Below are 24,432 nucleotides of genomic sequence, written 5' to 3' on the forward strand. Positions count from 1 at the left end.
CCACCACCGGTTTTTGATTAGTTGCACTATTCAATCTTTAGCTAAATTGTACAACGTTTCGGCGATGCCTTCGAGAACAATCAGCGGTTAATCCCACAAATTCCGCTTATACAATTGAACCGGAGAAATTGCATCCTTCGAAAAAGGCGTTAACCTCATCTGGAAGAAAAACTCCTCTGGACGCAAGGCATGCTGCTCCGATTGCTTGGGTCCACAGCTATTGCTACCCAGCCCGTTTTGTCGATAATCGAGATGCAGTGTGACATACTCTCGTTTTACAAGATCTGTCGTGTGCTTCGCTTGCTCCAGATCGTCCGTATCATAGCGAAGTGCGCTAAATTCCAGGGTCGGTTGACCCATCGCGAAAAGTCCAATGCCTCGCTGATCCGTGATGGACATCCATTTTACGTCCGTGCGATTGCCATTTTCCTGTGGAAATACATATGGCGTGTACAGCTCATCCACGCTCGCGTGATATACCCCGATGCGATTGGCTTCCTTGCTGTCGATATACGCCTCTCCCGGTCCACGCCCATACCACGAGACACGCTCCATGTCTTTGGCGACCAATAGCTTCAAGCCTATTCGTGGCAACATAGCTGGCGGGGTGCCTTTGGGTGTGCCTTGAACATCTACCTGCACTTCGCCATTTCCAAACACGGTATACGTGTAGCGGCACGCAAATCCCCAGTCGTATACAGGCGGAGCAATCCGTACATCGCAGGTAATAACCACACGATCTTCTCGCTCCTGCTGGATGCTTACATGCTCCACCCGGTTTTGCAGTCGATCGAGGTACACCTTGCGCCACTCTTCCACTACGTACATGTCATTGTCAATCGGAGCACGCCAAAACGTGAGACGAGGTCCTGCCACCAACAGCTCTTTGCCTGCAAACACCCAGCTCGTCGGTACACCGCTCACTTTGTCAAAAACGAACTGAAAATCTGCTCCTGTAAGGGTGACCTCGGTTTTCGTTTCTTTCGTATCTACCCTCCTGAACACAGGCTGATAGGGTGCGAGCGTAACCTGTTGGGCAACGGTCACTGGCAAGGCAAATTGTGCCCAAGCCAGCTCATGTCCAGCCTGTACCCAGCTCTCATCTTGGTCCAGCACAAAGCAGAGCGTCAGCCAATAGTCGGTTCGATCCTGTACTTGCGCAGGCAAGGTATAAGGTACAGATATAATGTTGCTACTTCCTGCTTCTGTATGTGGCAGCGACATCGATCCGCTCTGCACCACATGTCCGTCTGCTGTCACACTCCAAACCATTTTCACGTGCGCAAGCGTGCGGAAATCATAGCGGTTCGTAATGGTGACGAGCCCGCTTTCCAAATCAGTCGCTTCTACGACGATCGGTTCAATCACTTTTTTGTATTCGAGCAATCCAGGGGATGGGGTGCTATCTGGACGAATCAGTCCGTCGATGACGAAGTTGCCATTCGTCGGGTAGTCCCCGAAGTCTCCTCCGTAGGCATAATACTCTCGCCCATCCGGTGTATATTGGCGCAAGCCGTGATCAATCCATTCCCACACAAAGCCACCCTGCAAGCGTTGATATTTGTCAAACACATTGGCGTAGTCGCGCAAGCCACCGGGTCCATTTCCCATGGCATGAGCATACTCGCACATGATATGCGGCTTTTGTAGATGCTCATTTTCACCGTGCTGGATCATTTTTTCAATCGAGGAGTACATGGTGGAAAATACGTCGCACACTTCTGCTTCGCGATCCTCCTCGTAGTGAATGAGGCGAGTCGGGTCCGCTTGTCTGCACCAAGCAGCCATCGCTCGGAAGTTACAGCCGAAGCCAGATTCGTTGCCAAGCGACCACATGATGATCGACGGATGGTTTTTGTCCCGCTCCACCATGCGCTCCATGCGCTCCACATACGTCTGCTCCCACTCTGGATCATCGCTTAACTGGCTAATATTGCCCGTTAACTGAAAACCATGTGTCTCCAAATCGGTTTCGTCCATGACATACAATCCGTACTGGTCGCACAAATCATAAAAACGAGGATCGTTCGGGTAATGCGCGGTACGAACGGCGTTGATGTTGTAACGCTTCATCATAAGCACATCTTCACGCATCGTTTCATACGGGACTGCCCGCCCGAGGTCAGGATGATGATCATGACGATTCACACCGTTTAGGCGAATCGCTACACCGTTCACGAAGAAGTTGTTTCCTTTTACTTCGATACGTCGGAAGCCGACGCGGATCGGGATGACTTCTGTCTTTTCACCCGACTCCTGCTCAATCGCAAGCAGCAGGTGATACAGGTTCGGCTCCTCCGCCGACCATTTTTTCGGCTCCTGCACCGGAAGCTCCAAATTCACGACCTTTTCCTGTCCGGCTGTCAGCTCGCCTGCTCCCGTGTCGGTCAGCGAAGCGATAAGCTTGTAGGATTGATCCAGCAGCTTTGCGGTCACGCTCACCCCGTCACAGGCAGCAGCGGAACTGTTTTCTACATGGACACGTACGCGCAGCACACCATGGCGGAATTCATCATCCAGATCAGTCACGACTGCCAGATCTCTCACATGCAGCTTCGGTCTGGCAATCAGGGAAACATCCCGGAAAATTCCGCTTAAGTACCACATATCCTGATCCTCGACATACGTACCGTCCGACCATTGGTACACTTGAACAGCCAAGCGGTTGCTGCCTTCCTGCAACAGCTCCGTCACATCAAACTCAGATGGCAAACGGCTTCCCTGGCTATAGCCGACTTCCTTCCCGTTCAGCCATACATGAAAAGCGCTGTCGACCCCTTCAAATCGTAGGATCACCTGATGATTTTGCCAAGCAGACGCAACCGTAAACTCTCGCAAATAGCAGCCTGTCGGGTTATCTGATGGAACATGCGGCGGATCGACCGGAAACGGATAGTACAAGTCCGTGTAATGCGGTTTACCGTACCCTTGGAGCTGCCAATGCCCTGGTACCTGAATTCGAGCCCACTCCGTCGCATCATAATCGGCGGCAAAAAAGTTTTTTGGCACACGCAGTGGAGATTCTGCGTAAGCAAACTGCCAATGCCCATTCAACAATTGAAACCACGGTGTCGCGCCTCTTTCATATGTCAGTGCTCCCGATTCTTCCGGGTAAGACAAAAAGTAAGCCCGCGCCGCCAAGCGATTTCGCTCTAGCAACTGATGATTTGCCCAGTCATACCGTTGATGCATCGATGTACACTCCTCTTTTTACAATTTCACGATTTCACGGTTCCTTGTTTCCTGTTCGTTGCTTGCAGGGCCAAGGCGCCAGCACCGAGCATGCCTGCATCTGCACCGAGCTCGGCCAAGACGATCTTTGTCTGTTGATGTACGACTTCCATGGCGTGCCGTTGTACACTCGCTTGTACAGGGACCAGCAATAGCTCCCCAGCTCGGCAAACGCCACCCCCAATTACTACGAGCTGCGGGTTGCACACGTTCACCAGTACAGACAAAGCCCAGCCAGTTACTTCACAAGCTTCGTTCCATGCGCAGGTCGCCACCGCATCACCTTGTTCCACGGCCGTAGCCACCTGCTCAGCCGTAATCCGCTCAATCTGTCCATCGCACAAAGTAAACAGAGGAGAGGCCTTTGCTTGCCGCGGATTTGCATCGAGCTCCTTGTCCAAGCGTTCACGGGCCAATCTAGCAATACCTGTGGCAGATGCGACCGTCTCTACACAACCGAGCTTGCCGCAATTGCATGGAGCCGTAAGCCCTGGGTAACGCACATGACCAATCTCTCCCGCAAAACCGTGACTGCCGCGAACGAGTTTGCCTTCGTTTACAATCCCTGCCCCCACCCCCGTACCAAGCGGCACGAAAACGAGGTGACTAACCTCCCGGCCCGCACCGAATATGGCTTCTCCGAGCGCAGCCGTCCGTAAATCGTTTTCAAAAAAAAGCGGCAGCTCCACCAGCTTCGCGAGTGGTGTCCGCAAGTCTGCCTGATGCAATTGAAAGTTGGGCGAGTGAACCGATATCCCATTTTCCGCATCAAAAGGACCAGGAAAGCCGATCCCTACTGACTCTATTGGAACGGGTGATTGATCCCGCAGTTCTTTAATCAAAGCAGCCATTCGCTCGATCAAGATGGGCAAGTTGTTATGAACTTTTGTCTCCTTGGCAGCCCGGAGGAGAATTCGCCCATTCTCGTCCATGACCGCCCCTTTCATTGTCGTACCACCGACATCGAGGCCAATTACATGGCGCATGCTGCTCCTCCCTTCTGAACCAGTTATTCTACTCGACTCGCTCCACATGCATCGGCTGACTCCTCAACCGCTGCACATCGTCGGGCGCGATCATGCCTGCTCCAAATGACCGTGTATTAGCGGCCCCGCATGCCATCCCTAGCCAAATCGCATCTGGCCAAGCCAAGCCTCGCATACGTCCGACAAGGACACCCGCAAGCATGGAATCACCGCAGCCCACCGTATTTTTCACTTCGGTATCTGCTAATGGGATCGCGGAAATACGCCACGTCTCCTGGCTATCGCCAAACCACGCGCCCTCCTCGCCCAACGAGAGAAGGACTCGCTGGGCACCCCGCTCACGGAGCTCGCGTATCGCTCTGCATCGGGCCTCGTCGTTATCCAGCGAAAATCCGAGAATCGCTTCTGCTTCCGGTCGATTGGGCTTGATGAGCGAGGGTGTTGCTTTTATTCCTTCCAGCAGGGCCTGACCGCTCGTATCGAGCACGCATGCGATTCCTTTCCCTGCGACACTTCGGATGAGCGCAGCGTAAGTTTCGGCTGGAACGCCACCTGGCAAGCTTCCGGAAAAAACCATGTACTGTGCCTGATCCGCCAGCTCGATCAAACGCGTTTGCAAGCGACTGATCTCTTCTTCACTGGGCGAGGGACCCTGCTCTAGCACTTCTGTCACCGTTTTTTCCTGTTCGTCGAGAAAAGCGAGGCACAGTCGGGATTCTCCGCTCGTTTCGATAAAGGAGGACGCAATCCCCTCACGTTCGCAGCCTTCCACGATGAACCTCCCGTTGTGACCGGCTATAAAACCACTTGCGACTACATCCTGCCCCAATGCTTTCGCTACACGTGCTACATTTATCCCTTTTCCGCCGGGCAAGCTCAGTACATCAGCCGTGCGATGCTGCTCCCCAGAACGAAAATGCGAGAGGCGATACGTCTTATCGATGGCCGCGTTCAGTGTGACCGTTACGAGCATGCTACCTCACCTGCACAGTAACGAGCGGCTGCCCCATTTTTTGTTTGAACAAATTGATCACTTCTACAGGGGTTGGATCAACGCCGCGAATCAGAGCAGCGTACAGCGACACGAAGTCAGCCAGGTACACGATAGAAAACAACCGAGCCATCCGGGATACGCCGTGAGAATGTACCACCCTTACCCCACCAGCGCGCTCACGTAAAATGTCGGCACTGATTTCTACACGTTGGGTCGTCTTCTCGCTGTCCTCCAGATCGCGAATGAGTGTAAAATGAACACCCTTCAGCAGCGCAGACGGCGAATCCCAACCCACAGCTTCATCGTGGTGAAGGCTCGGAATGGCGTTCCAAAATGCCATCAGCTTGCTGTTTTCCCCTAGCTGATTTTTCCACCGCCATGCAGGGGCATCGAAAAACGGTAGTGTTCCGTATACGACAGGTATCAGTCCATCCATCTCGATGGCGATTTGTTTGGCTTCATTTTTCTCGATCGGAGAGTCCGTTCCGTAGATGTGCTTCCACTCCTCGAACAGGGCAATCGTCTCCTCGACCTCCGCGCGCTTGTCGGAAATCAGCCCGAGCTTCGTCAAGATGGCGAGAATCGGCAGGAAAATGTAACCGAGTACGATCCGCGGCATCATTCCGCCCGGCACGAGCAAGCACGCATGATTGTGTTCACGAGCCATCTCCAATACTTTTCCACCCGCCGTAATGACCGCGCTCTGTGCTCCTTTGGCGATCGCTGCTTCGTAGCCGCTGACGACTTCTTCTGTATTGCCGGAGTGGCTAACGACGATGACGAGCGTCTTCTCATCCACAAAAGCCGGGATGGTGTAGCCTTGATTTAATTGAAGCGGCACTTGCAGCTCGTCAAACAAATACGACTTGATCAAATTGACGCTCGCAGCCGAACCACCACCAGTGCCAAGCACTACAATATTTTCAATTTTAACAGAAATATTAGATACATCTAAACTATCAGATAATTTTAGGCCCGTTTTAAATTGTTCATCGTAGCTTTCCGTATCTTGCAGAGCAGAAATCGTGTCCAGCTCGCGCAAGGCTTTTGCATCATTGAGGTTTATACGCATGTAAAATCGTCCCTTTCCCATTTTTTTGATTAACGTCCACTAGCTTTCCCAATACAACCGCACATCTCCATCTTGGCGAGTGCAACTTCTTTGACCGCCTGCTTGGCCTGCTTCATATAGGTGCGCGGGTCGTTTTCCTGCGGGTTGTTGTCAAATACGCCCTTGATCGCTTGTGAAAACGCGATACGCAGCTCTGTCGCTACGTTCATTTTTGCCATGCCGAGCTGAACTGCCCGCTTCACCTGCTCCACGGGAATTCCCGAGCCGCCATGCAACACAAGCGGCACAGAAACACGACGGGCAATCTCTTCGATGCGGGCAAAATCAATGCGCGGCTCCCCCTTGTAAATCCCGTGAGCCGTACCAATAGCCGGAGCCAACGTATCCACGCCCGTCAACTCGATAAATCTCTCGCACTCAATCGGGTCAGCCAGTGCAGCATCTGCATCGTCGACGACGAGATCATCCTCCACGCCCCCGACCTTGCCGAGCTCTGCCTCCACATTGACACCGCGTTCCCTAGCCAGCTCCACTACACGCCGCGTCATCTCCGCATTTTCCGCAAAAGGATGCATCGACGCATCGATCATGACCGATGTATATCCCGCTTCGATACATCGCATGATCAGCTCCTCTTCATGGCAATGATCCAAATGCAGGGCAATCGGCACCCGGGCCTCTTCTGAGGCTACCCGGGCGATTGCTGCTACATACTCCGGTCCGAGATGCCGGACCGTTCCGACTGTGGTCTGTAAAATGAGTGGTGCGTTTGCTTCGCAAGCCGCCTCCACTACTGCTTGGAGCATTTCCATCGTGTGCACGTTGAATGCTCCCACACAATATCCTTGCTCTCTCGCTGTGCGCAGCATCTGTGTCGATGATACCAACGCCATATCGATCCCCCCGTTTCCTTTTTGATCTGGTATTTTACCTGCTCACGCCCTGCAAGCTCGCCAGCTCCAGGTTGATGCCCAGCTCCGCATACTTACTGACAAGATGCTGTGCCGCCGCATCTGTAATAATCCGATCGACATCGGACACCCCGGCGAACTTCGCCAAATGTGTCTCTCCGAACTTGCTATGGTCAGCGAGCACGTAGACTTTTCTGGCGCGTTCCATCATGACCTGGTTGATTTGCGCTTCGGCCAGATTGAGCGTCGTCAGCCCATTTTCCGGATGAACCCCATCTGCCCCGATAAAACATTTGAAGACAGAAAGTCCTCGCAAATTGTCGGCTGCGACAGAACCAACGAGCGCAAAGGATTTGTGGCGCATCTCTCCACCGATCAAGATGACGTGATGCTTGCCTTGACTGTTCAGCTCCATCGCGATGTTGACCGCATTCGTCACGACCGTCAGATCATTCAAGCCGCGCAGCAGCTTGGCGAGCTCCATCATCGTTGTCCCTGCTCCGAGAATAACCGTGTCCCCCGGCTGAATGTGCGACAGCGCTTGATAGGCGATCGCTTGCTTTTCTTCGCTTCTCTCTTCCAGCTTTTCCGTAAAACTGCGCTCCAATGGCAAGAAATTCGTAATCGTCGCTCCTCCGTGAATGCGGGTCAGCAGGCCATCGTTTTCGAGCTTGATCAAATCTTTTCGGATCGTTACTTCAGACACATCCAGGGCCAGACTCAATTGGCTGACGGTTACGCTCTGTTCTGCCTTCAATTGTTCGAGAATCTTGCTGTGCCGTTCGGCTGCCAGCATAGGACTTCACTTCCTTACGATCATGAATTATCTCGTTTCGTTTTATTTCTATTTACCTTTCGTTTACTTTCATTTCGATCTTAGCATTGCAGAAAAACGAATGTCAAACAAGATGTGAAATTTTCCGAAAATAAAACCAGCCTGCTCTGGTTCTCGACCAAAACAGACTGGTTGGTTGCCGCTTTACCCGATATCCCGACTTTCCAGCATGAAATCAATAAATTTCTTATGCGCCCGTGAGAGCCACTTGTTTTTATGGTAGGCAATTTGCGCATAGAACAATAGCTCTTCCTCGCACGCTATCATTTTCACTTTTTGCTCATTCAACAAGGCTTCGACGCTAATATGCGGCATCAAGCTCACGCCTAGCCCGTTCGCCACACTCTGCTTGATCGCTTCCATACTGGAGAATTCCAGGTGGTGTTTCGGCTTGATCTCTCTTTTTTCCAAGAATCGTTGAAAAAACCGCCGCAGAGCACAATGCTCTCCGCTGAAAATCATACATTCCTCGCCAGCATCCTCTATTTTTTCAAACGAATGATCGCGCCCTCCTATAAAAACCAGGCGCTCGGTCGAGAACGGCTCCACGACCAGATTCGGATCATCGAGCTTTGGCTCCAGCGTGATCACGATATCCAATAGACCTTCATGCAGCTTTTCCCGCAAGCGACTACAATCATCCATCACAAATGAAATATTTACGCCCGGGTAGCTCGCTCTGTACTTGGACAAAATGTCCCCCAACCGATAGATCGTAATCGTCTCCGAGGCTCCGATGCGCAGCTCGCCTTGCAGTGATTGCTCATTCGCCGATATATCCTTGATCTTCGCATACGAAACCAGCAGCTCCTCGACATACGTGTACAGCTCGCGGCCATAGGCGGTTAACTGGATTTTCTTTCCCAGTCGATCAAACAGAGGAACTCCCATTCCTTCTTCCAATTGCTGAATATGGGACGTAATCGTCGCCTGTGAATATTGCAGTGCTTGTGCGGCCTTCGTAAAGCTGTTGAAATCGACGACTGCCTTAAAGGTTTGAAATTGGCGAATCTCCATGCCGCTCCCCCTTGCCCGCATGTTTTATTATCAGAAATCCTGAAGATCAGCTTCAGAACTTTCATTTTTACTAATAACTAATGATAGCATATCATTCTTGGTAAGTACCGGTACGGCTTGAACGATTCGAACAGAGGAGCTGATTTTCGATGAAAAAAGTGTGCTTGTTATTACCGAATGGCTTTGAAGCAGTAGAGGCTAGCGTATTTACAGATGTGATCGGCTGGAACAAGGAAGAGGGCGACGGAACAACGGAGCTGGTGACGGTAGGCACGCGCAAAGAATTGAAATGCACGTGGAATTTTACCGTAATCCCCGAAATGGTGATCGACGATGCGGATGTAAATGACTTCGATGCATTGGCATTGCCTGGCGGTTTTGAGCAGGCGGGCTTTTATGAAGATGCTTATCGCGAGGACGTTCTCGCTTTCATACGTGAATTTGAAAAGCAAGGCAAAGTGATCGCCTCCATCTGTGTCGGCGCACTGCCGCTCGGGAAAAGTGGGATTTTGCAAGGACGGAAAGCAACGACCTACAACCTGAACAACCAGCTACGGCAAAAGCAACTAGCTGCGATGGGTGCCCATGTCATCCCTGACCAATCCATCGTCATCGACAACAACATCATCACCTCGTACAACCCTTCGACCGCTTTTGATGTGGCATTCACCTTGCTGGAGTCGCTGACATCCCGCGAAAACACCGATAATGTGAAGCGCTTGATGGGGTTTCTTTCTGCTATTTAACGAACAAGCTCGCCAGCGCTCACTGTGTCTAAATGAATGAGAATATCAAATGCTTGCCCAAGCGAGGTTGTTATCGTGTTTGGTTTGCTTGGATCAGCAGAACCGAATCCGATCAAAAACGGCTGTTCTTCCTCTAACCATTTTTGGGTGAGACCTGTAGCATTCCGTAAATCAACAAAGTATTGATCCTTTGAGACTTGATCCAGAGTATGATTGAATGTTTTTGGATCATTCAATTGAATGGTAGCTGGAACAATTTTATTTTCAAGGTTAAACGCGTTATAATCGCCTTTCCCGAATGAAGTTCCAATCGTTACATATTCCTTTCCATAATGCTCCAGTAAATGCTGACCGGCGAGCTTCGGGTATACCTCTTGCAACATATTGTTCTTTGCGATGTGCCCATTGTGACCCCATACGATTGTTTTTCCCAGCTGTTCATGAGCCCACTTCGCATTCTCAAACATCGCGATATCATGCTTCAAAAATAATTCAGATGGATTCTCTGAGAAGTTGAAATACATGCCAGTAAATTGCTCAATGACCTTGGCGTGTTGCTTAATCCTTGCGAACTCCTTGGATTGGCCGTTCAAACTGCTTTTGTTTTGTTCCAATATTTCCGTGATTTCTTTCGCTTGCTCCTGATGTTTTTCCTGAATGGCCTGTGGCAAAGCTGAATAGGTTTCCAGGTCCTTCGTAGCTTCGGCAAGTTCCTTCATTTTATTATTCACACGGGGCAGCAGGTCAGGCTTATATTTTTTTATATACTGTCTGATCTCATCGTATACATTTTCGCTGACATTTTGTACATCCATTCCGACCACCCGTAGTTTCTCTTCGTTCTCGGGATCGGCATTGTACTCACGCATCCATTCCAGCATGTCTACGATTTCTTTTGTTTGAAATATAGGCATTAGGAATTTACTCGGATTCCCTTCTCCTGTGAGAACGTAATGATCAAGTTTCAATGCGTTGCCCCAGTTTTCTTCTAATACAAGGGTGGTAAAGCCCATTTCCATGACGAGAAATTCAACAAACCGGTGTTTCATCGTAAAAATTTCACGACTTCCATGATTTGCCTCACCTAAACCTACGATTGAAGCAGAACCGATCATTTGGCGCAGCGGTTCAATATCTTTAAGATCAGTCCCAGGCTCAGCGCTATTCAATTGAAAAGAGTTCAGCTCTAACCATTCTTTTGGACTTAGATTTTCTGCCTTCTTCCCTTGTTGTTCGCTGTCCATCTCGGTTAATGGAGCTGTATTCGTGCATCCTGTTATGAGTAGACCACAAATCGATACCGCGACGATGATACTTCTGTAAAAGTTCATTTCTCTTTCCTCCTAAAAGCTTCCTTGGCGCAAAGTATGGCATGGGCACTGCCTGTACAACAAGTAGCGTTTTGTCATAAGTTTCAGACGCCCTGTTACCAACGGTTTCTCCCTGCCCCATATGACAATTTGTCATCAAAAAAAGCACCGGATCTTGAAGATCGGTACTTTTGAAATAGCATTTACGATGTCATATGCTGCAATCGGGGATAAGAATAAGCCATCCATCACACCCTACTGGCAAAAGGAGTGGTGAATCATGGAGAAAAAGCGAGGTTCTGCCGAGCACGAGCCTTCAGTAGCGCCAAGCATGTATGGTCATGATCCTTTGGAAGAAAAGGCAACGGAAGAAGAAGTGGAAAAAGGGGATTACACAAAGGTAACGCGGCTGTTCCTGGATCGAACGCCGGAAGAGTAAAGACGGGATTTCTCCCGTCTTTTTGTCTTCTATAGGATATTCTCGGTTCTCGCCAGTTCAATGGCTTCTTCCCGGTTGCTGACACCGAGCTTGGAGTAAAGGGTGGAACAGTAATTCCGTACCGTTCCCTCTGATAAAAAGAGTTTGGTGGCAATCGATTTGTAGCGAAGCCCATCCGATAAATGCTGTAAAATCTCCCTTTCCCGTTTCGTCAATCCATACGGATCATTCGGGCTGTACTTCTCTAACTGCTCACGTTGGCGCTTCATCTCTTCAAATACCCGGGTGGCGATCGACTGGTCAAGCCACGTTCCCCCGCTATTGATAAGCTTCATCGCTTCCATCATCTCTTTTGGACGAGTAGATTTTAGCATATATCCTTCCGCCCCGTGCTCCAATGCTGTTGCCGCCTGTACCGAATCCTCAAACGTTGTCATGACCACAACCTTCATGTTCGGCCAGCGTTCTTTCATTTGAAGGAAGGCCTCCAGTCCATTCATCCCTTGCATGTGCACGTCCATTAACACGATATCCGGCTGGTGTCGCTCACACTGTTCTAATGCTTCATGCCCATCACTAGCTGTACCAACAACGATAAAGTTGTCCTGCTGGCTTAAGATTTGCTGTAAGCTCTCGGCAATCATCACCTGATCGTCAACAATAAGCAGGCGGATACTTCCATGTCCAGCTTCTACCTGTATGGGAACATTACAAATGACAACGGTTCCTTGCCCTGATTGTGAATGAACGGACAGCGTACCTTGCTGTTGCTCAAGCCGTTCTTTTATTCCTTTTAGTTCTAAGCCGAACTCGATGGATTCCATTCCATTTCCATTATCTTCAATTTGTAAACGGAGTTGCTGACTTTCGAAATACAGATCAACAGATATTACACTAGCTTGGCCGTGACGAACCGCAATTGTGAGCGATTCTTGCAGGCAACGATATAAACAAATGCTCATTTTTTGCATAACGAGTGTCTCACTGCCGATCACGCGGAAGTTGACCGTTACACCTGTTGACTTCATAAATTCTTCTGTTAGTTCCAGTAGCGCCTCACTTAACGACTGATTGAACCGAGCATGAGCATGAGAGAGCTGATGGAAATGCTTTCTGATATCATCCAGGCTGCCTTGAGCGATTGAGACAAGTTTATCGACTCGTTCGATCTGTGAATCAGCAACCGAGGACCGGAGCGACTCAACACCAACAATCAGAGAGGTTAACGAATGGCCAATCGTGTCATGTAACTCATGTGACAACCGATTACGTTCCTCGATCAGTGTCAGCTCCTCGATTTGCTTAATATGCTGCTCCAGTAATTGCTTCTGTTCTTGAATGATACGGCCTTGCTTATGAGACTCAATTAATATGCTAAAGGCCATACCAATCGCAAAACCAAAGCTGCAACTAAACATGAACTCGTACGGGAGACGATTGGTAATTAACCCGTTCAAAGCCGGAAAAATAATCCCACTAGAGATTCCCGTCCACATATACGTTTTGCGACTACTGGCTACACCAATAATGATCACCAGTAAAACGAAAGACCAAATCAATCCAGGCGCTACATAGGCCACAAATAGATAAAAAAAGCCTGTCATGACGACTTCGACAGCCAGATACCCATTTTCTTTTCTATATTGAACGATCAATGGAATGGCATAAACCAAAAGGGCACTAAGGATGATGACTCCGAACGGAACGGCTATCATTGCCGGATACATAACATCTGCGATGACGATGATGCCTAGCCAAATCGTTCGCAAGGCAAAAATGACCCAATTGTACCAAAACCATTTTTTTATGTTGAATATCATTTTTCATGTACTCCTGCTCATTTGAATGGTAAGGAATTTCCCGAATGTTTCTGACTCATCATGCCTCACCAATTCCTGATCCGTCAAGCAAAATGCGCCGTGTCATATAGCCTTTATGACATTCTATCATGCCGTAAATATGATGGGTTGGCACGATGTCATATATAGATTGAACGGTATTGTCACTATGTGATTTTACAGCCCTGAGAATAAGGTGGATGTGTAAAGACAACACATTTCAACTTACAGGAGCGATGAGAAATGAAACCATTCCCTATGCAAAAAGGAGCGTCCCTTACGTTATCTGCCTTATTGATAGGAACGCTGATACTTCCTACTTACGGTTGTGCGGAAGCAGGTTTGGATCAGGCAATCACGCAACAACAGAATACGGATCATGCCAAAATAAAAGAAGCGATTGATAAAGCTGCTGCCAGCGAAAACATTCCAGGTGTCCTCTTTGCAGTAAAGAAGGGAAATGATTTCTGGTCGTATGCTTCCGGCGAAGCGAATATAGAAAGTAAGAAACCGATGGAAGCTGACTTTTCATTTCGAATCGGGAGTATAACGAAATCGTTCGTCGGTGTAGTGACCCTGCAACTAGCTGAGGAAAAGAAGCTAAGCCTCGATGACTCCGTGGAAAAATGGCTGCCAGGTGTCGTCCAAGGAAACGGATATGACGGTAACAAAATTACGATTCGTCAGTTATTAAATCATACGAGTGGAGTGGCAGACTACTTAGATGGTGAACTCAAGGAAAGTTTAATCCAGAACTCCACTCAAACGTTTACAGCAGAACAACTCATTTCTCGCGCATTAAAGCACACACCAACCACGGGTGGCTATTCGAATACGAATACAGTGCTGATGAAACTCATTATCCAAAAGGTCACAGGAGAAACGGTTGCCGAACAAATCAAGAAACGAGTGATTGAGCCGCTTCAACTAACAGAAACGTTTTTCCCGGAAAACTCTCAATCCATTCCGAAAAACAGTCCGAATGGATACTTTAACAATGCCGGTACATTAATGGATATGACTGACCTTAACCCTTCGTTTGCAGACGCAGCAGGGGCTATGATCTCGACTACGAAAGATTTAACAACGTTCTTTAGTGCTTTATTGGGCGGAAAATTGTTAACACCTGAGATGCAGAAAGAAATGTTAACCACTGTTTCTAATCCATACGGGAAATTCGGACTCGGTATTCAGGAAGTAACATTGCCGAATGGCACTACCATATGGGGTCATCAAGGTGGCATTCCTGGATTCACCAACTTCGCAGGTGGAACAAAAGACGGCGAGCATGTGATCGCGATGAGTATCAATGCATTAGAAGGTACTGTTTCTCATATGGAGAACATCCAGATGACTGAATTCTCGGGACTAGCGATGCAACCATCCACCCCGGATCAAGTAGCTCAACAACACGGGAAAGAAATGAAGGACTTCATTGATCAGAAAGCAAAAGTCGAGGGAGTCCCTGGAATCATTGCTGCTGGGTTAAGAGACGGAGAATACTGGTCTTATGCAGCGGGTGTAGCCAACCTCGATCATAAAAATCCGATGGAGCCAGACTTTACTTTCCGTATTGGCAGTGTCACAAAGGCGTTTGTTGCTACCGTTGTTTTACAGTTGGCTCAGGAAAAAAAGCTGAATCTGGATGACTCGGTAGAAAAATGGCTCCCGGGTGTGGTAAAAGGCAATGGGTATGACGGCAACAAAATCACGATTCGTCAGTTATTGAACCAAACGAGCGGGATTGCAAGCTACACGAGTACAGAAATGCGGTACGCTACCTCGTTCCCTCAATATACCGTTGATGACCTTGTACGTATGGGACTGGCTAAGCCGCCAGTATTTCAACCAGCGGCAGGATTTGACTATTCGAATACAAATACCGTACTAGCTGGTCTTGTTATTCAAAAGGTGACAGGAGAAACGTACGATGTGCAGATGAAGAAACGGATCCTCGACCCGCTTCAGATGACAAATACATCCTTTAGTGGTAGTAATCCAAAAATCCCGGGCCAGCATGCCACAGGCTATAGCTTGAATCGGGCAGGGAAACTGTTTGATTTCACAGAGTATAATCCTTCATTCGCGAATGCTGCGGGGGAAATGATTTCGACAGGGAAGGATTTGACCACCTTTTTTAGTGCGCTTTTGGGTGGGAAATTATTAAATGACGAGATGATGAAGCAGATGACAACAGGTGTGGAATCGCCTTTTGGCAAATATGGACTGGGGATTTATGAGGTGACACTGCCGAACGGAAAGACCTATTGGGCTCATGGAGGCGGCATTCATGGGTTTGAAACGTTAGCGGGTGGTACCTTAGGCGGGAAGGATATTTTGGTGACAAACATCAATGCGGTCGGTCCAGAACCTGTCGTCGCTAATCAAGCCATGTTCGAAAAGGAATTTAGCCGTTGAGTTAAGAAGGCTTTTGCCTTGGGAACTCCAAGAGCAATAAGCCTTTTTCCTTTTCAATTATATCTATAAAATTATTTATGTATATGCTATTAAAACATAATTTGTTTTATCGCTAACTCGACCTTAGAATAGCAACTGTATCCCAATCAAAAAATACCATTTCTATGACCCCATCAATTAAATAGGTACTGACATTGCTCCTTCAAGTGGCTGCGGAATGTTTTCTAAATCAAGTATATAGTTTGACATGCTTGGTTAAATAAGGACTCAGAGCTTCAACATCATTCCTAAATAGTGTCTGCCCTTCTTTAATCAAGTCCCGTAAAATCAAAGTGATATCTATAACATTCTGAAAGATGACTGCATTCGCTACAAGATCGTTGTACTTGATGCGTTTTTCCTGTTCTTCTGGATCATTCTCAGCGATCACGCCATCTCCCCCAAAAAAGAGCCACTTGGAAAATCCATTGTATGCTTCCACTTTATTTGTACTGGCCGTTATCTGCTCACGTAACGTAATATCTGAAATGTATTTCAGGAGGAAAACGGTCCGAACAACGCGTCCTAATTCCTTAAATGCTTGATAGAGTCGATTTTTCTTACTCTCGTTACTAAGTTTCCGAAGTAAGGTTGACGGTAGAATTTTACCCTCCTTGATTGACAGAACTACCTGTAAGAGATCTTTCCAATGGGTTTCAAGTAAATCCCAATCCACAGTATCACTGAATAGTGGATCTATGTGTTCGTATACGGTGTCTTCACTTGGCCTGAAAAATATGAGATCCTTCCAATTTCGAATTCTAGGCATTAGGTTGATCCTTAACAGGTACGCTAATGCGAAAACAGGAGTAGATTGTCCTTGGGTATCAGCGTGCAACGTATCAGGTTGGATGTCTGATTTGTTCTTTAGTAGGCCATCTATTATGTAGACAGCTTCCCATACTCCGCAGGGAATGAAGTGACTAAATAAAGCAATGTAGGTATCTGAAATATGATGATAAGCAATTCCGCCATACCCACCATAACGAATATGATATTCAGATAACAAATTTTCTTCGTACAAATCGAACTTCGTTCCGTCTGCAGCAGCTGTCTTCCCGTCTCCCCATAGTTTAGGCAGGCTTAGTGTATTGTATTGGTTCAGAATGTCACGTATGGCTGCATCGATCTTCTGGGCAGTTACATGTCGGCGGTTTACAAATGAGAGCATATGGGGTGTAACTAAACTTCGCATATGTTTGGATGTTTGGGCTGGCCCAAGATTGCACCCGTATCCATCGGTAATCCGATCAGGAAAATGTCCCATGCGTTCGCGCAGGTGTGAGTTATAACGTAAATTGAGACTGTTTATAAGATAGTTTGAGACTGTTTATCTCGGACATTCCGTCGAGGGCAGAGGAAACGGTCGGGGCCGAGATGGCAGCAAGCTGGCACCGGAATAGGAAATTTCCGGTGCCAGCTTGCTGGTGTTCTTAATGTGATGAAGAGCCAATGAGTTGCTCGGCAATGCTTTTGGAAAGAGTCAACGTATTAATTTCAGAAGGCATCGCATTGATATTAAGGGTTTGTACATAATCCCCGCCGCGAGTTCCACCTGCGAACGTTGCGAATCCTGGAAAGTTGCCGCCATGCCCCCAAATCGTAATACCATTCGTCAGCTTTGTTCCAACGATCCCCAAGCCGTATTCACCTACTGGAGTTTCAACCCCAGTTAACATCTGATCTAAAGTAGCTGGTTTTAATAGCTTGCCACTAAGTATAGCACTGAAGAATGTATTCATATCATCCGCTGTGGAGATCATAGATCCCGCAGCATCTGCCCAAGAGGGATTCATTTCGGTTCTGTCTATGAATTGACCGTCGAGTACGAAGTATCCTTGTGCATGTTCACCTGGAATAAACGAGTAATCGTCGGGTACATAAGTGCTCGTTAGCTTAAGGGGAGCTATGAAACGTTTCCTAATATGTTCCCCGTATGTTTCTCCAGTAGCCTTCTTAATAATCATCCCTGCCAGTACCGTATTCGTATTGGAATAAACCCATTTCTCTCCAGGCTTAGAGGTTGCCTTCATATTCAGTCCAGTACGAACTAATTCGTCAGCAGTAAAGGAATGTAACGGGTTTGGGAGTAATTTATCGAGAATATCCTTGTGTTCTGAATAGTCAGGAATACCGCTTGTTTGGTTTAATAGTTGCCGAATCGTGATATGATCCCCTTCATATTCAGTACCCTTAACAACATCAGGCAGCCATTTTTCTATCGTGTCATCCAGGTTCAGTTTTTGTTCATCAACAAGCTGAAGAACGACCATTGCAGTAAACGTCTTTGTTAGACTACCGATCCGGAAAGTAAAGTTCGTCTTAACCGGGTCAGTACCGTAAATGCTTGCTTCACCGGAAGCATATGCCCATTTTGATCCTTTGTTTGAGGAAGCTACAATTATGCCCGGTATATTTTGATGGTTAGCAGCTTCATCGATAAGTTGCTTGGCTTTGGTCTGCGAATTTTGACTGTAAGTAGTAACGAGGGGATCCGCCTGCTTTGCAAAACCAGTTCCTTGTAATGGCAGTAATAGAGTCGCGGTAATCATTGTCGATACAGTGAGCATAGAAATTTTGTTCATTTCGTTTCTCCTTTTGATTAAAGAATCGTATTATTCATTCATTCGTTGCGAAGCGATTTGTCTCCCCGAGTATTGCAAAGTAATTGTCATACTGCCAAGATGCCATTATGTCACCATGATGCGTTTTTACTGTCATATGACGGCTTATCGCCCGATTAGGACGGGATTATGATGGTATCATTAGAGAATGGAAGAAAATCACAGAAAGTTAATGGAGGATCAATTTTTAAGCCTTCTTTCCTACGTAGCTGAACAGGAACGAAAAAAAATAAGCAACGGCAGGCGGAAGGAATAGAAGTTGCCAAAAATAACGGAGTGAAATTCGGACGACGTAAGCACGAGATTAATGCAGAGTTCATTCAGTTGTATGGGGAATGGTAGTCCGGATCAATCACAGCCACCGAGTGCGCTTCGAGGCCATTTTCCTTCCTGGTGGTCATGGCACGATGTTTGACCTGCCAGATAACCAAAAGCTCCAACAATTACTGCGAGATTTTTATGAAGCAGGAAAGATTGTAGCCGCTGTTTGCCACGGTCCTGCCGGGCTCGTGGGTGCGACCTTGTCAAATGGTCAGCCACTGGTTGCAGGCAAGCGCGTGAATGCTTTCACAGACAGAGAAGAAGCAGCGACAGGCTTGGGGTCCTACCTTCCGTTCCTTTTGGAGAGCAAAATCCGCGATCTCGGTGCCATTTTTGTGGCGGCACCAAACTGGAGCATACATGTAGAAGTCGACGGCAACTTGATTACTGGACAAAATCCCCAATCTACACTCGCTGTCACAGAAGCAGTAATAAGCAAATTAGGTGAATAATACACGTGAGGCTGATAGACGAAACACATATCAGCCTTTTCTTTCAACGAAAGGAGGGCTACTCACTACCATGGCAACAGAAAATATGGCCCGTCACTCTGAACAGGCACAAGCCACTCGCAAAGGATCAACTCTCGCCTTGTACGCTCTGACACTCGGGGCATTTGCGATCGGGATGACAGAGTTCATCATTATGGGGCTGCTTTCCGAGGTAGCCACCAGTCTGAATGTTTCCATCCCGATGGCTGGCTTCCTGATTACCGGATATGCATTGGGTGTCGCTATCGGCGCTCCCATCATCACGATGGCAACACACAGAATGCCGCGCAAAGCACTTTTGCTATTTCTTATGATTCTATTTATCGCGGGAAATGCGTTAGCCGCTCTCGCACCGAACTATACGGTTTTGATGCTGGCTCGCATCCTGGCTGCTCTTACTCACGGATCGTTTTTCGGTGTGGGTTCGGTCATTGCCGCTGAGCTGGTTCCCAAGGAAAAACGCGCGGGTGCCATCGCGATCATGTTTACTGGACTGACACTGGCCAATATTTTGGGTGTACCGATTGGAACATTTCTGGGGCAAGCGTACGGCTGGCGCTCTACCTTCTGGGCAATCACGATGATTGGGATCATTGCGTTGATCGGAATCGTTATGCTCGTTCCGAAGGTCACCAGTGCAACAGCTAGTCTGCGGCAAGAGCTCGGCGTGCTCAAACGCCCAGCGGTTCATATCGCGCTTTTGATGACCGTATTCGGATTTGGTGGCGTATTTACTGCGTTTACGTACATTTCGCCAATCCTGGTGGATATCACGGGCTTTTCCCCCAGCTCTGTTTCGTACATCCTCGTCCTGTTCGGCGTAGGGATTACGATCGGGAATATTTACGGAGGAAAATTGGCAGACCGCAGGCTGTTTCCTTCCTTGCTCGGGATACTTGTCGCTCTCGCGCTCGTTCTCGCCGTGTTCAGCTTTACGGATCAAAATAAGATCCTCACCTTGATAACGGTATTCCTTTTGGGGATTGCCGCATTTGGTACGGTTCCTGGCTTGCAGCTCCACATGCTGAACACAGCCAAAGAAGCACCTACGCTCGCCTCGACACTGAACATCGCGGCCTTCAATCTGGGAAATGCGCTTGGTGCCTATATTGGGGGTGTCGTGATCGATTTTAACTTTGCAGGAGGTCTTTCTGCCGTTCCTTGGGTCGCTTCACTCGTGACGGTCATCGGAATTTTGTTTACGATATGGGGAGCGCAATACCAGAAACGTCACAGGTAAGAAGGGATAGAAAACATGGTGGACTTTGAATGGTACCGTAGCTTTATCAGCATCTATAAGCATAGCTCTGTATCGGAAGCTGCCAGAACGAGGATGATGACACAACCAGCCACGAGCCAACATCTGGCCTCCCTGGAAGCAGAGGTAGGTGAGCCATTATTTACACGAGCTCCCCGCAAAATGATTCCTACCGAGAGAGGCAAAGCGCTCTATACACAGGTGGTTCCGAACCAACGTTTGACGACAAAGAGTCTTTTGAATCGTGGCTATGCTCCCAGCCGTGGATCAGCTATGATTTGGATTTGCCGATCATCCGCCGTTTTTGGCGCGAGCATTTCCAAAAGCGACCACAAACGCATCCGACACACGTCATACCGGATTTGCACAGTGTGCTGAAGGCTATCGAGCACGGCGCAGGCATCAGCCTGTTGCCCACGTTCATGCTGGATGAACATTTGTCCAGAAACAAAGTAAAGATTATGTACCCGTCCTTTACTGTTCATAACGATCTGTATCTGGCGTATCAGGTGAAAAACCGGAATCTGCCTCATCTGAAGACATTAATTGAAACGTTGAAAAAGACGGTTTAACCTACACTTTTGTCCAAGCTAGAGAAAGGGCTGTCATCCTATAATGGATAACAGTCTTCTTTTCATCTCTTTTTTTCTAAAAACAAAACCCTTGCTTTTTTATCAATTGAGTAGTAAAGTGATAATAAGCTCAGCGAAGGGAGGCAAACTAACTTGCGTAATAACACCATAGGCTCGTTAATCTGGTTACGCTTGATGCGGTTTACCACCCAAAGCAACCAGCTTTCAAATGAGTTTCTCAAACGCTTCGATTTAACAACAGCTCAATTCGATGTCCTGATGCAAATAAGCGTCTACCAGCCTCTTACCCAGTCGGAGTTAGCTGAGAAGGTAACCGTTACACAAGGTGGTATTTCTCGGATGCTCGTCAGACTTGAAAAAGAGGGCTACATTGTACGCAAGCAGGATTGGAAAACGAAAACGATCAGCTTAACCGAAAAAGGGGAAGCCGTACTGGAACAAGCCTTTCCTGAACAACTAGCGTTTCAGTCTTCATTCTTTGATGAAGTACTAAGTGAAGAAGAACAAAAAATGCTTTACACCCTAATGACACGCGTTCATAAAAATAGCCAAAAAAAAGAATTACCGCCTGTGTAATTTTTTTTACACCATCACTTGATTAGTCAAGTTAAACAAGGAGTGACTACCATGTACACCATTCCAGGCCATCACCATGTATCTATGTTAACCAAACATGCTCCATCAAATAATCACTTTTATCAAAACGTATTGGGACTGCGCAGAGTGAAAAAAACCGTCAACCAAGACGATCCGTCGATGTATCACTTGTTTTATGGAGATTTGACAGGCAGTGCCGGAACAGAGCTGTCATTTTTTGAAATGCCGATGGTAGGAAAAACCGTACGCGGCACAAACGCGATCACTCGAATCGGACTGCTCATTCCATCACAGGAGAGCTTGACCTTTTGGAAAAAACGCTTTGAACAATTGAATGTTCACCATGGCGAGATTACCAAGTATGCTGGCCGCGATGCCTTGCATTTCGAAGACTCGGAAGGCCTGCGAATGATCCTGATCAATAACAACGGCGAAGAAATTCCGTCGAATTGGAGTGCATGGGGCGAATCCGTGATCGAAGAAAAGCATCGCATCTTGGGAATTGGCACGGTTGAGATTACCGTCCGCTCCTTGGACAAAATAGCCAGTCTGTTAACAGACACATTCGGCTACACAGAAGTATCACGCTCGGAGCAAGAAGCCATTTATCAATCCGTCCCTGGGAAATCCTTTGGTGAAATTGTCATCAAGCAGGAAGAGGGAACCCCTGAAAAACCGGGTCGAGGAAGTGTTCATCACTTGGCGATTCGCGTGAACAACGATGAGGAGCTGCAATACTGGGATGACGTCGTTCGAAAACGCGGTTTCCGCTCAACGGGGATTGTGGATCGATTCTACTTCAAAAGCTTGTATTTCCGTGAGTCAAACGGGATTTTGTTCGAAATTGCAACAGACGGTCCTGGCTTCACAGCAGATTCAACCGTCGAGGAGCTCGGAAAAGCTTTGGACTTACCTCCATTCCTCGAGGAACGCCGGGCAGAAATTGAAGCGAAACTGATACCTATAGACTAAAAGGAGTGAATCAACATGGAACAATATCGTATCGACACTAAAAAGGGACTTGAATTCGGCTTGTATTCGATTGGCGACCATGTCCCGAATCCACACACCGGCTCCAAGATTTCTTCTGAACAACGCATCAAGGAATTAATCGAGGCAAGTAAGCTGGCAGATGAAGCAGGGCTTGATGTATTCGCTGTCGGCGAAAGCCACCAGACGTATTTTACGACGCAGGCGCATACCGTCATTCTGGGTGCGATCGCACAAGCTACGAAAAACATTAAAATCGCCAGCTCCGCCACTGTATTGAGCACATCTGATCCGGTCCGCGTATATGAGGATTTTGCTACCTTGGATCTGATCTCCAATGGTCGGGCAGAAATTGTTGCCGGACGCGGTTCCCGAGTAGGAGCGTATAGCCTCCTCGGCTACGATGTGCGCGACTATGAGGAATTGTTTGAAGAGAAAATGGACCTTCTTCTCAAGCTAAATAACGAGGACCGCGTTACGTGGGAAGGGCAGTTCCGTGCACCGCTAGAAAATGCTACGATCCTGCCTCAGCCTTTACAAGGACGTCTTCCTATCTGGCGTGCAGTAGGGGGACCACCCGCAAGCGCGATTAAAGCTGGTCAAGCTGGCGTGCCTATGATGCTGACCACACTTGGAGGTCCAGCCATCAACTTCAAAGGCTCCGTCGATGCTTACCGTGAGGCTGCCAAGCAAAATGGGTTTGACCCAGCGACCTTGCCAGTAGCGACAACGAGTTTGTTTTATACAGCCGACAAAACTTCGGATGCGCTACGCGAGTTCTATCCGCATCTAAACGGTGGGTTTATCGCATTGCGTGGCGGTGGCTATCCGAAGCAACAGTTTGCACAGTCTGTCGATTATCGTGATGCATTAATGATAGGCAGCCCTGACGTCATCATCGAAAAAATGCTTTACCAATACGAGATGTACGGACAACAACGCTTCATGGCGCAAATCGACTTTGGCGGCGTACCTTTTGATAAAATCGCGAAAAACATTGAGCTGATTGCAACGAAAATCTTGCCAGAAGTGAAAAAGCATACAACCAAATCGTAACAAAAAAGGAGTGGCACCTATGAAAATCGTCGGAATTGCAGGCTCTAACGTAGGCTCGAAAACAAGAACAGCAATGGATTTGACACTCAAAAAAGCAAGGGAAAAATACCCCGATGCAGAAATGACACTGCTTGACCTGGCCGAGTACAATCTCGTCTTCAGTGACGGTCGGAATTACACGGATTACGAAGGCGACACCAAGTTCGTGACCGAAACCATCATGGGAGCCGATGCCCTTATCATTGGAACACCTACATTCCAAGCATCCATCCCCGCGACATTGAAGAACATTTTTGACCTGTTGCCCGTCAATGCATTCCGGGATAAAGTGGTCAGCGTATTGGTCACAGCAGGAACATCCAAGCACTATCTCATGGCAGAGCAACAGTTGAAGCCGATCCTGTCTTATATGAAGGCACATATCGTACCCACCTATGTCTTTATCGAAGAGAAGGACTTCAACCGCAAAGAAATCATCAATGATGATATTCACTTCCGTCTGGAGCGTCTCGTCGAGGATACCGTACTGCTCGTCGATGCCTATACACGGATTCGGGAGCAAAAAGATGCGGAGTACGATTTTTAATCGAATGGAATTTATCTCAAATTAGAGAAACTCGATTCAGAGACATCATCCCAAAGAGTTAGGAGGTGATTGTCATGTAG

General features: G+C 47.9%; 20 protein-coding genes and 3 pseudogenes. 12 read left to right on the top strand and 11 right to left on the bottom strand.

Annotated elements, in window-relative coordinates:
- Positions 1–87 precede the first annotated feature (87 nt).
- From ebgA to AB432_RS29850, 7 genes are all read right to left on the bottom strand, one after another.
- The gene (ebgA, locus tag AB432_RS29820) at positions 88–3,192 is read right to left on the bottom strand and encodes a beta-galactosidase subunit alpha (protein WP_048035393.1); all 3,105 of its coding nucleotides are present in this window, start codon (positions 3,190–3,192) and stop codon (positions 88–90) included.
- 26 nt (positions 3,193–3,218) lie between these two features.
- On the bottom strand, positions 3,219–4,217 hold the full coding sequence (locus AB432_RS29825; protein ID WP_048035394.1) for an ROK family protein: 999 nt from the start codon (positions 4,215–4,217) through the stop codon (positions 3,219–3,221).
- A gap of 28 nt (positions 4,218–4,245) precedes the next feature.
- Positions 4,246–5,190, bottom strand: coding sequence for a 1-phosphofructokinase family hexose kinase (locus tag AB432_RS29830; protein ID WP_048035395.1), 945 nt, complete (start codon positions 5,188–5,190; stop codon positions 4,246–4,248).
- A 1-nt stretch (position 5,191) separates the two neighbouring features.
- Positions 5,192–6,283, bottom strand: coding sequence for a bifunctional phosphoglucose/phosphomannose isomerase (locus AB432_RS29835; RefSeq protein WP_048035396.1), 1,092 nt, complete (start codon positions 6,281–6,283; stop codon positions 5,192–5,194).
- A gap of 29 nt (positions 6,284–6,312) precedes the next feature.
- Positions 6,313–7,176 carry a class II fructose-bisphosphate aldolase gene (locus AB432_RS29840; RefSeq protein WP_048035397.1) on the bottom strand — a complete coding sequence of 288 codons (864 nt, stop codon included), beginning with the start codon at positions 7,174–7,176 and terminating at the stop codon, positions 6,313–6,315.
- Positions 7,177–7,210: 34 nt separating this feature from the next.
- Positions 7,211–7,990: a DeoR/GlpR family DNA-binding transcription regulator gene (locus tag AB432_RS29845; protein WP_048035398.1), complete on the bottom strand. Its 780-nt coding sequence runs from the start codon at positions 7,988–7,990 to the stop codon at positions 7,211–7,213.
- Positions 7,991–8,173: 183 nt separating this feature from the next.
- Positions 8,174–9,046, bottom strand: coding sequence for a LysR family transcriptional regulator (locus tag AB432_RS29850; protein ID WP_048035399.1), 873 nt, complete (start codon positions 9,044–9,046; stop codon positions 8,174–8,176).
- 149 nt (positions 9,047–9,195) lie between these two features.
- Here AB432_RS29850 and AB432_RS29855 point away from each other — a divergent pair, with 149 nt between their 5' ends.
- Complete coding sequence (locus AB432_RS29855) at positions 9,196–9,792, top strand: DJ-1/PfpI family protein (protein ID WP_048035400.1); 597 nt, start codon at positions 9,196–9,198, stop codon at positions 9,790–9,792.
- Here the strand turns inward: AB432_RS29855 and AB432_RS29860 are convergent.
- A complete protein-coding gene (locus AB432_RS29860) occupies positions 9,789–11,123 on the bottom strand; it encodes an erythromycin esterase family protein (RefSeq protein ID WP_048035401.1) in 1,335 nt (444 codons plus the stop codon). The two genes, AB432_RS29855 and AB432_RS29860, sit on opposite strands and share 4 nt — an antisense overlap.
- Before the next feature lie 259 nt (positions 11,124–11,382).
- Between AB432_RS29860 and AB432_RS30925 the strand changes: the two genes are divergently transcribed.
- Positions 11,383–11,541 (top strand): hypothetical protein, encoded by a 159-nt coding sequence (locus AB432_RS30925; RefSeq protein ID WP_173630783.1) that lies wholly within the window; start codon positions 11,383–11,385, stop codon positions 11,539–11,541.
- Positions 11,542–11,570: 29 nt separating this feature from the next.
- Here AB432_RS30925 and AB432_RS29865 read toward each other — a convergent pair whose 3' ends face one another.
- Positions 11,571–13,361: a helix-turn-helix transcriptional regulator gene (locus AB432_RS29865; protein WP_048035402.1), complete on the bottom strand. Its 1,791-nt coding sequence runs from the start codon at positions 13,359–13,361 to the stop codon at positions 11,571–11,573.
- 261 nt (positions 13,362–13,622) lie between these two features.
- Here AB432_RS29865 and AB432_RS29870 point away from each other — a divergent pair, with 261 nt between their 5' ends.
- The gene (locus AB432_RS29870) at positions 13,623–15,797 is read left to right on the top strand and encodes a serine hydrolase domain-containing protein (protein ID WP_048035403.1); all 2,175 of its coding nucleotides are present in this window, start codon (positions 13,623–13,625) and stop codon (positions 15,795–15,797) included.
- A 177-nt stretch (positions 15,798–15,974) separates the two neighbouring features.
- Here the strand turns inward: AB432_RS29870 and AB432_RS29875 are convergent.
- Positions 15,975–17,070, bottom strand: a pseudogene (locus AB432_RS29875) (transposase); the annotation flags it as partial.
- Between the two features lie 199 nt (positions 17,071–17,269).
- The gene (locus tag AB432_RS29880) at positions 17,270–18,421 is read right to left on the bottom strand and encodes a serine hydrolase domain-containing protein (protein ID WP_053079648.1); all 1,152 of its coding nucleotides are present in this window, start codon (positions 18,419–18,421) and stop codon (positions 17,270–17,272) included.
- A 152-nt stretch (positions 18,422–18,573) separates the two neighbouring features.
- Here AB432_RS29880 and AB432_RS30930 point away from each other — a divergent pair.
- The 9 genes and pseudogenes from AB432_RS30930 to AB432_RS29915 form a co-directional block, all read left to right on the top strand.
- A pseudogene (locus AB432_RS30930) lies at positions 18,574–18,751 on the top strand (recombinase family protein); the annotation flags it as partial.
- 80 nt (positions 18,752–18,831) lie between these two features.
- Positions 18,832–19,233 (top strand): annotated as a pseudogene (locus tag AB432_RS29885) (type 1 glutamine amidotransferase domain-containing protein); the annotation flags it as partial.
- A 70-nt stretch (positions 19,234–19,303) separates the two neighbouring features.
- Positions 19,304–20,512, top strand: coding sequence for an MFS transporter (locus tag AB432_RS29890; RefSeq protein WP_048035404.1), 1,209 nt, complete (start codon positions 19,304–19,306; stop codon positions 20,510–20,512).
- Between the two features lie 15 nt (positions 20,513–20,527).
- Positions 20,528–20,908 carry a LysR family transcriptional regulator gene (locus tag AB432_RS29895; RefSeq protein ID WP_419178458.1) on the top strand — a complete coding sequence of 127 codons (381 nt, stop codon included), beginning with the start codon at positions 20,528–20,530 and terminating at the stop codon, positions 20,906–20,908.
- Positions 20,809–21,102, top strand: coding sequence for a LysR substrate-binding domain-containing protein (locus AB432_RS31585; RefSeq protein ID WP_419178459.1), 294 nt, complete (start codon positions 20,809–20,811; stop codon positions 21,100–21,102). Before AB432_RS29895 ends, AB432_RS31585 begins: the two co-directional genes overlap by 100 nt.
- 153 nt (positions 21,103–21,255) lie before the next feature.
- On the top strand, positions 21,256–21,699 hold the full coding sequence (locus tag AB432_RS29900; RefSeq protein ID WP_048035405.1) for a MarR family winged helix-turn-helix transcriptional regulator: 444 nt from the start codon (positions 21,256–21,258) through the stop codon (positions 21,697–21,699).
- Positions 21,700–21,750: 51 nt separating this feature from the next.
- On the top strand, positions 21,751–22,692 hold the full coding sequence (locus AB432_RS29905) for a ring-cleaving dioxygenase (protein ID WP_048035406.1): 942 nt from the start codon (positions 21,751–21,753) through the stop codon (positions 22,690–22,692).
- Between the two features lie 15 nt (positions 22,693–22,707).
- Positions 22,708–23,766, top strand: coding sequence for an LLM class flavin-dependent oxidoreductase (locus AB432_RS29910; protein WP_048035407.1), 1,059 nt, complete (start codon positions 22,708–22,710; stop codon positions 23,764–23,766).
- Between the two features lie 19 nt (positions 23,767–23,785).
- The gene (locus AB432_RS29915) at positions 23,786–24,352 is read left to right on the top strand and encodes an NADPH-dependent FMN reductase (protein ID WP_048035408.1); all 567 of its coding nucleotides are present in this window, start codon (positions 23,786–23,788) and stop codon (positions 24,350–24,352) included.
- Positions 24,353–24,432 lie beyond the last annotated feature (80 nt).

This window comes from Brevibacillus brevis, from assembly GCF_001039275.2.
Classification (GTDB): Bacteria; Bacillota; Bacilli; order Brevibacillales; family Brevibacillaceae; genus Brevibacillus; species Brevibacillus brevis_C.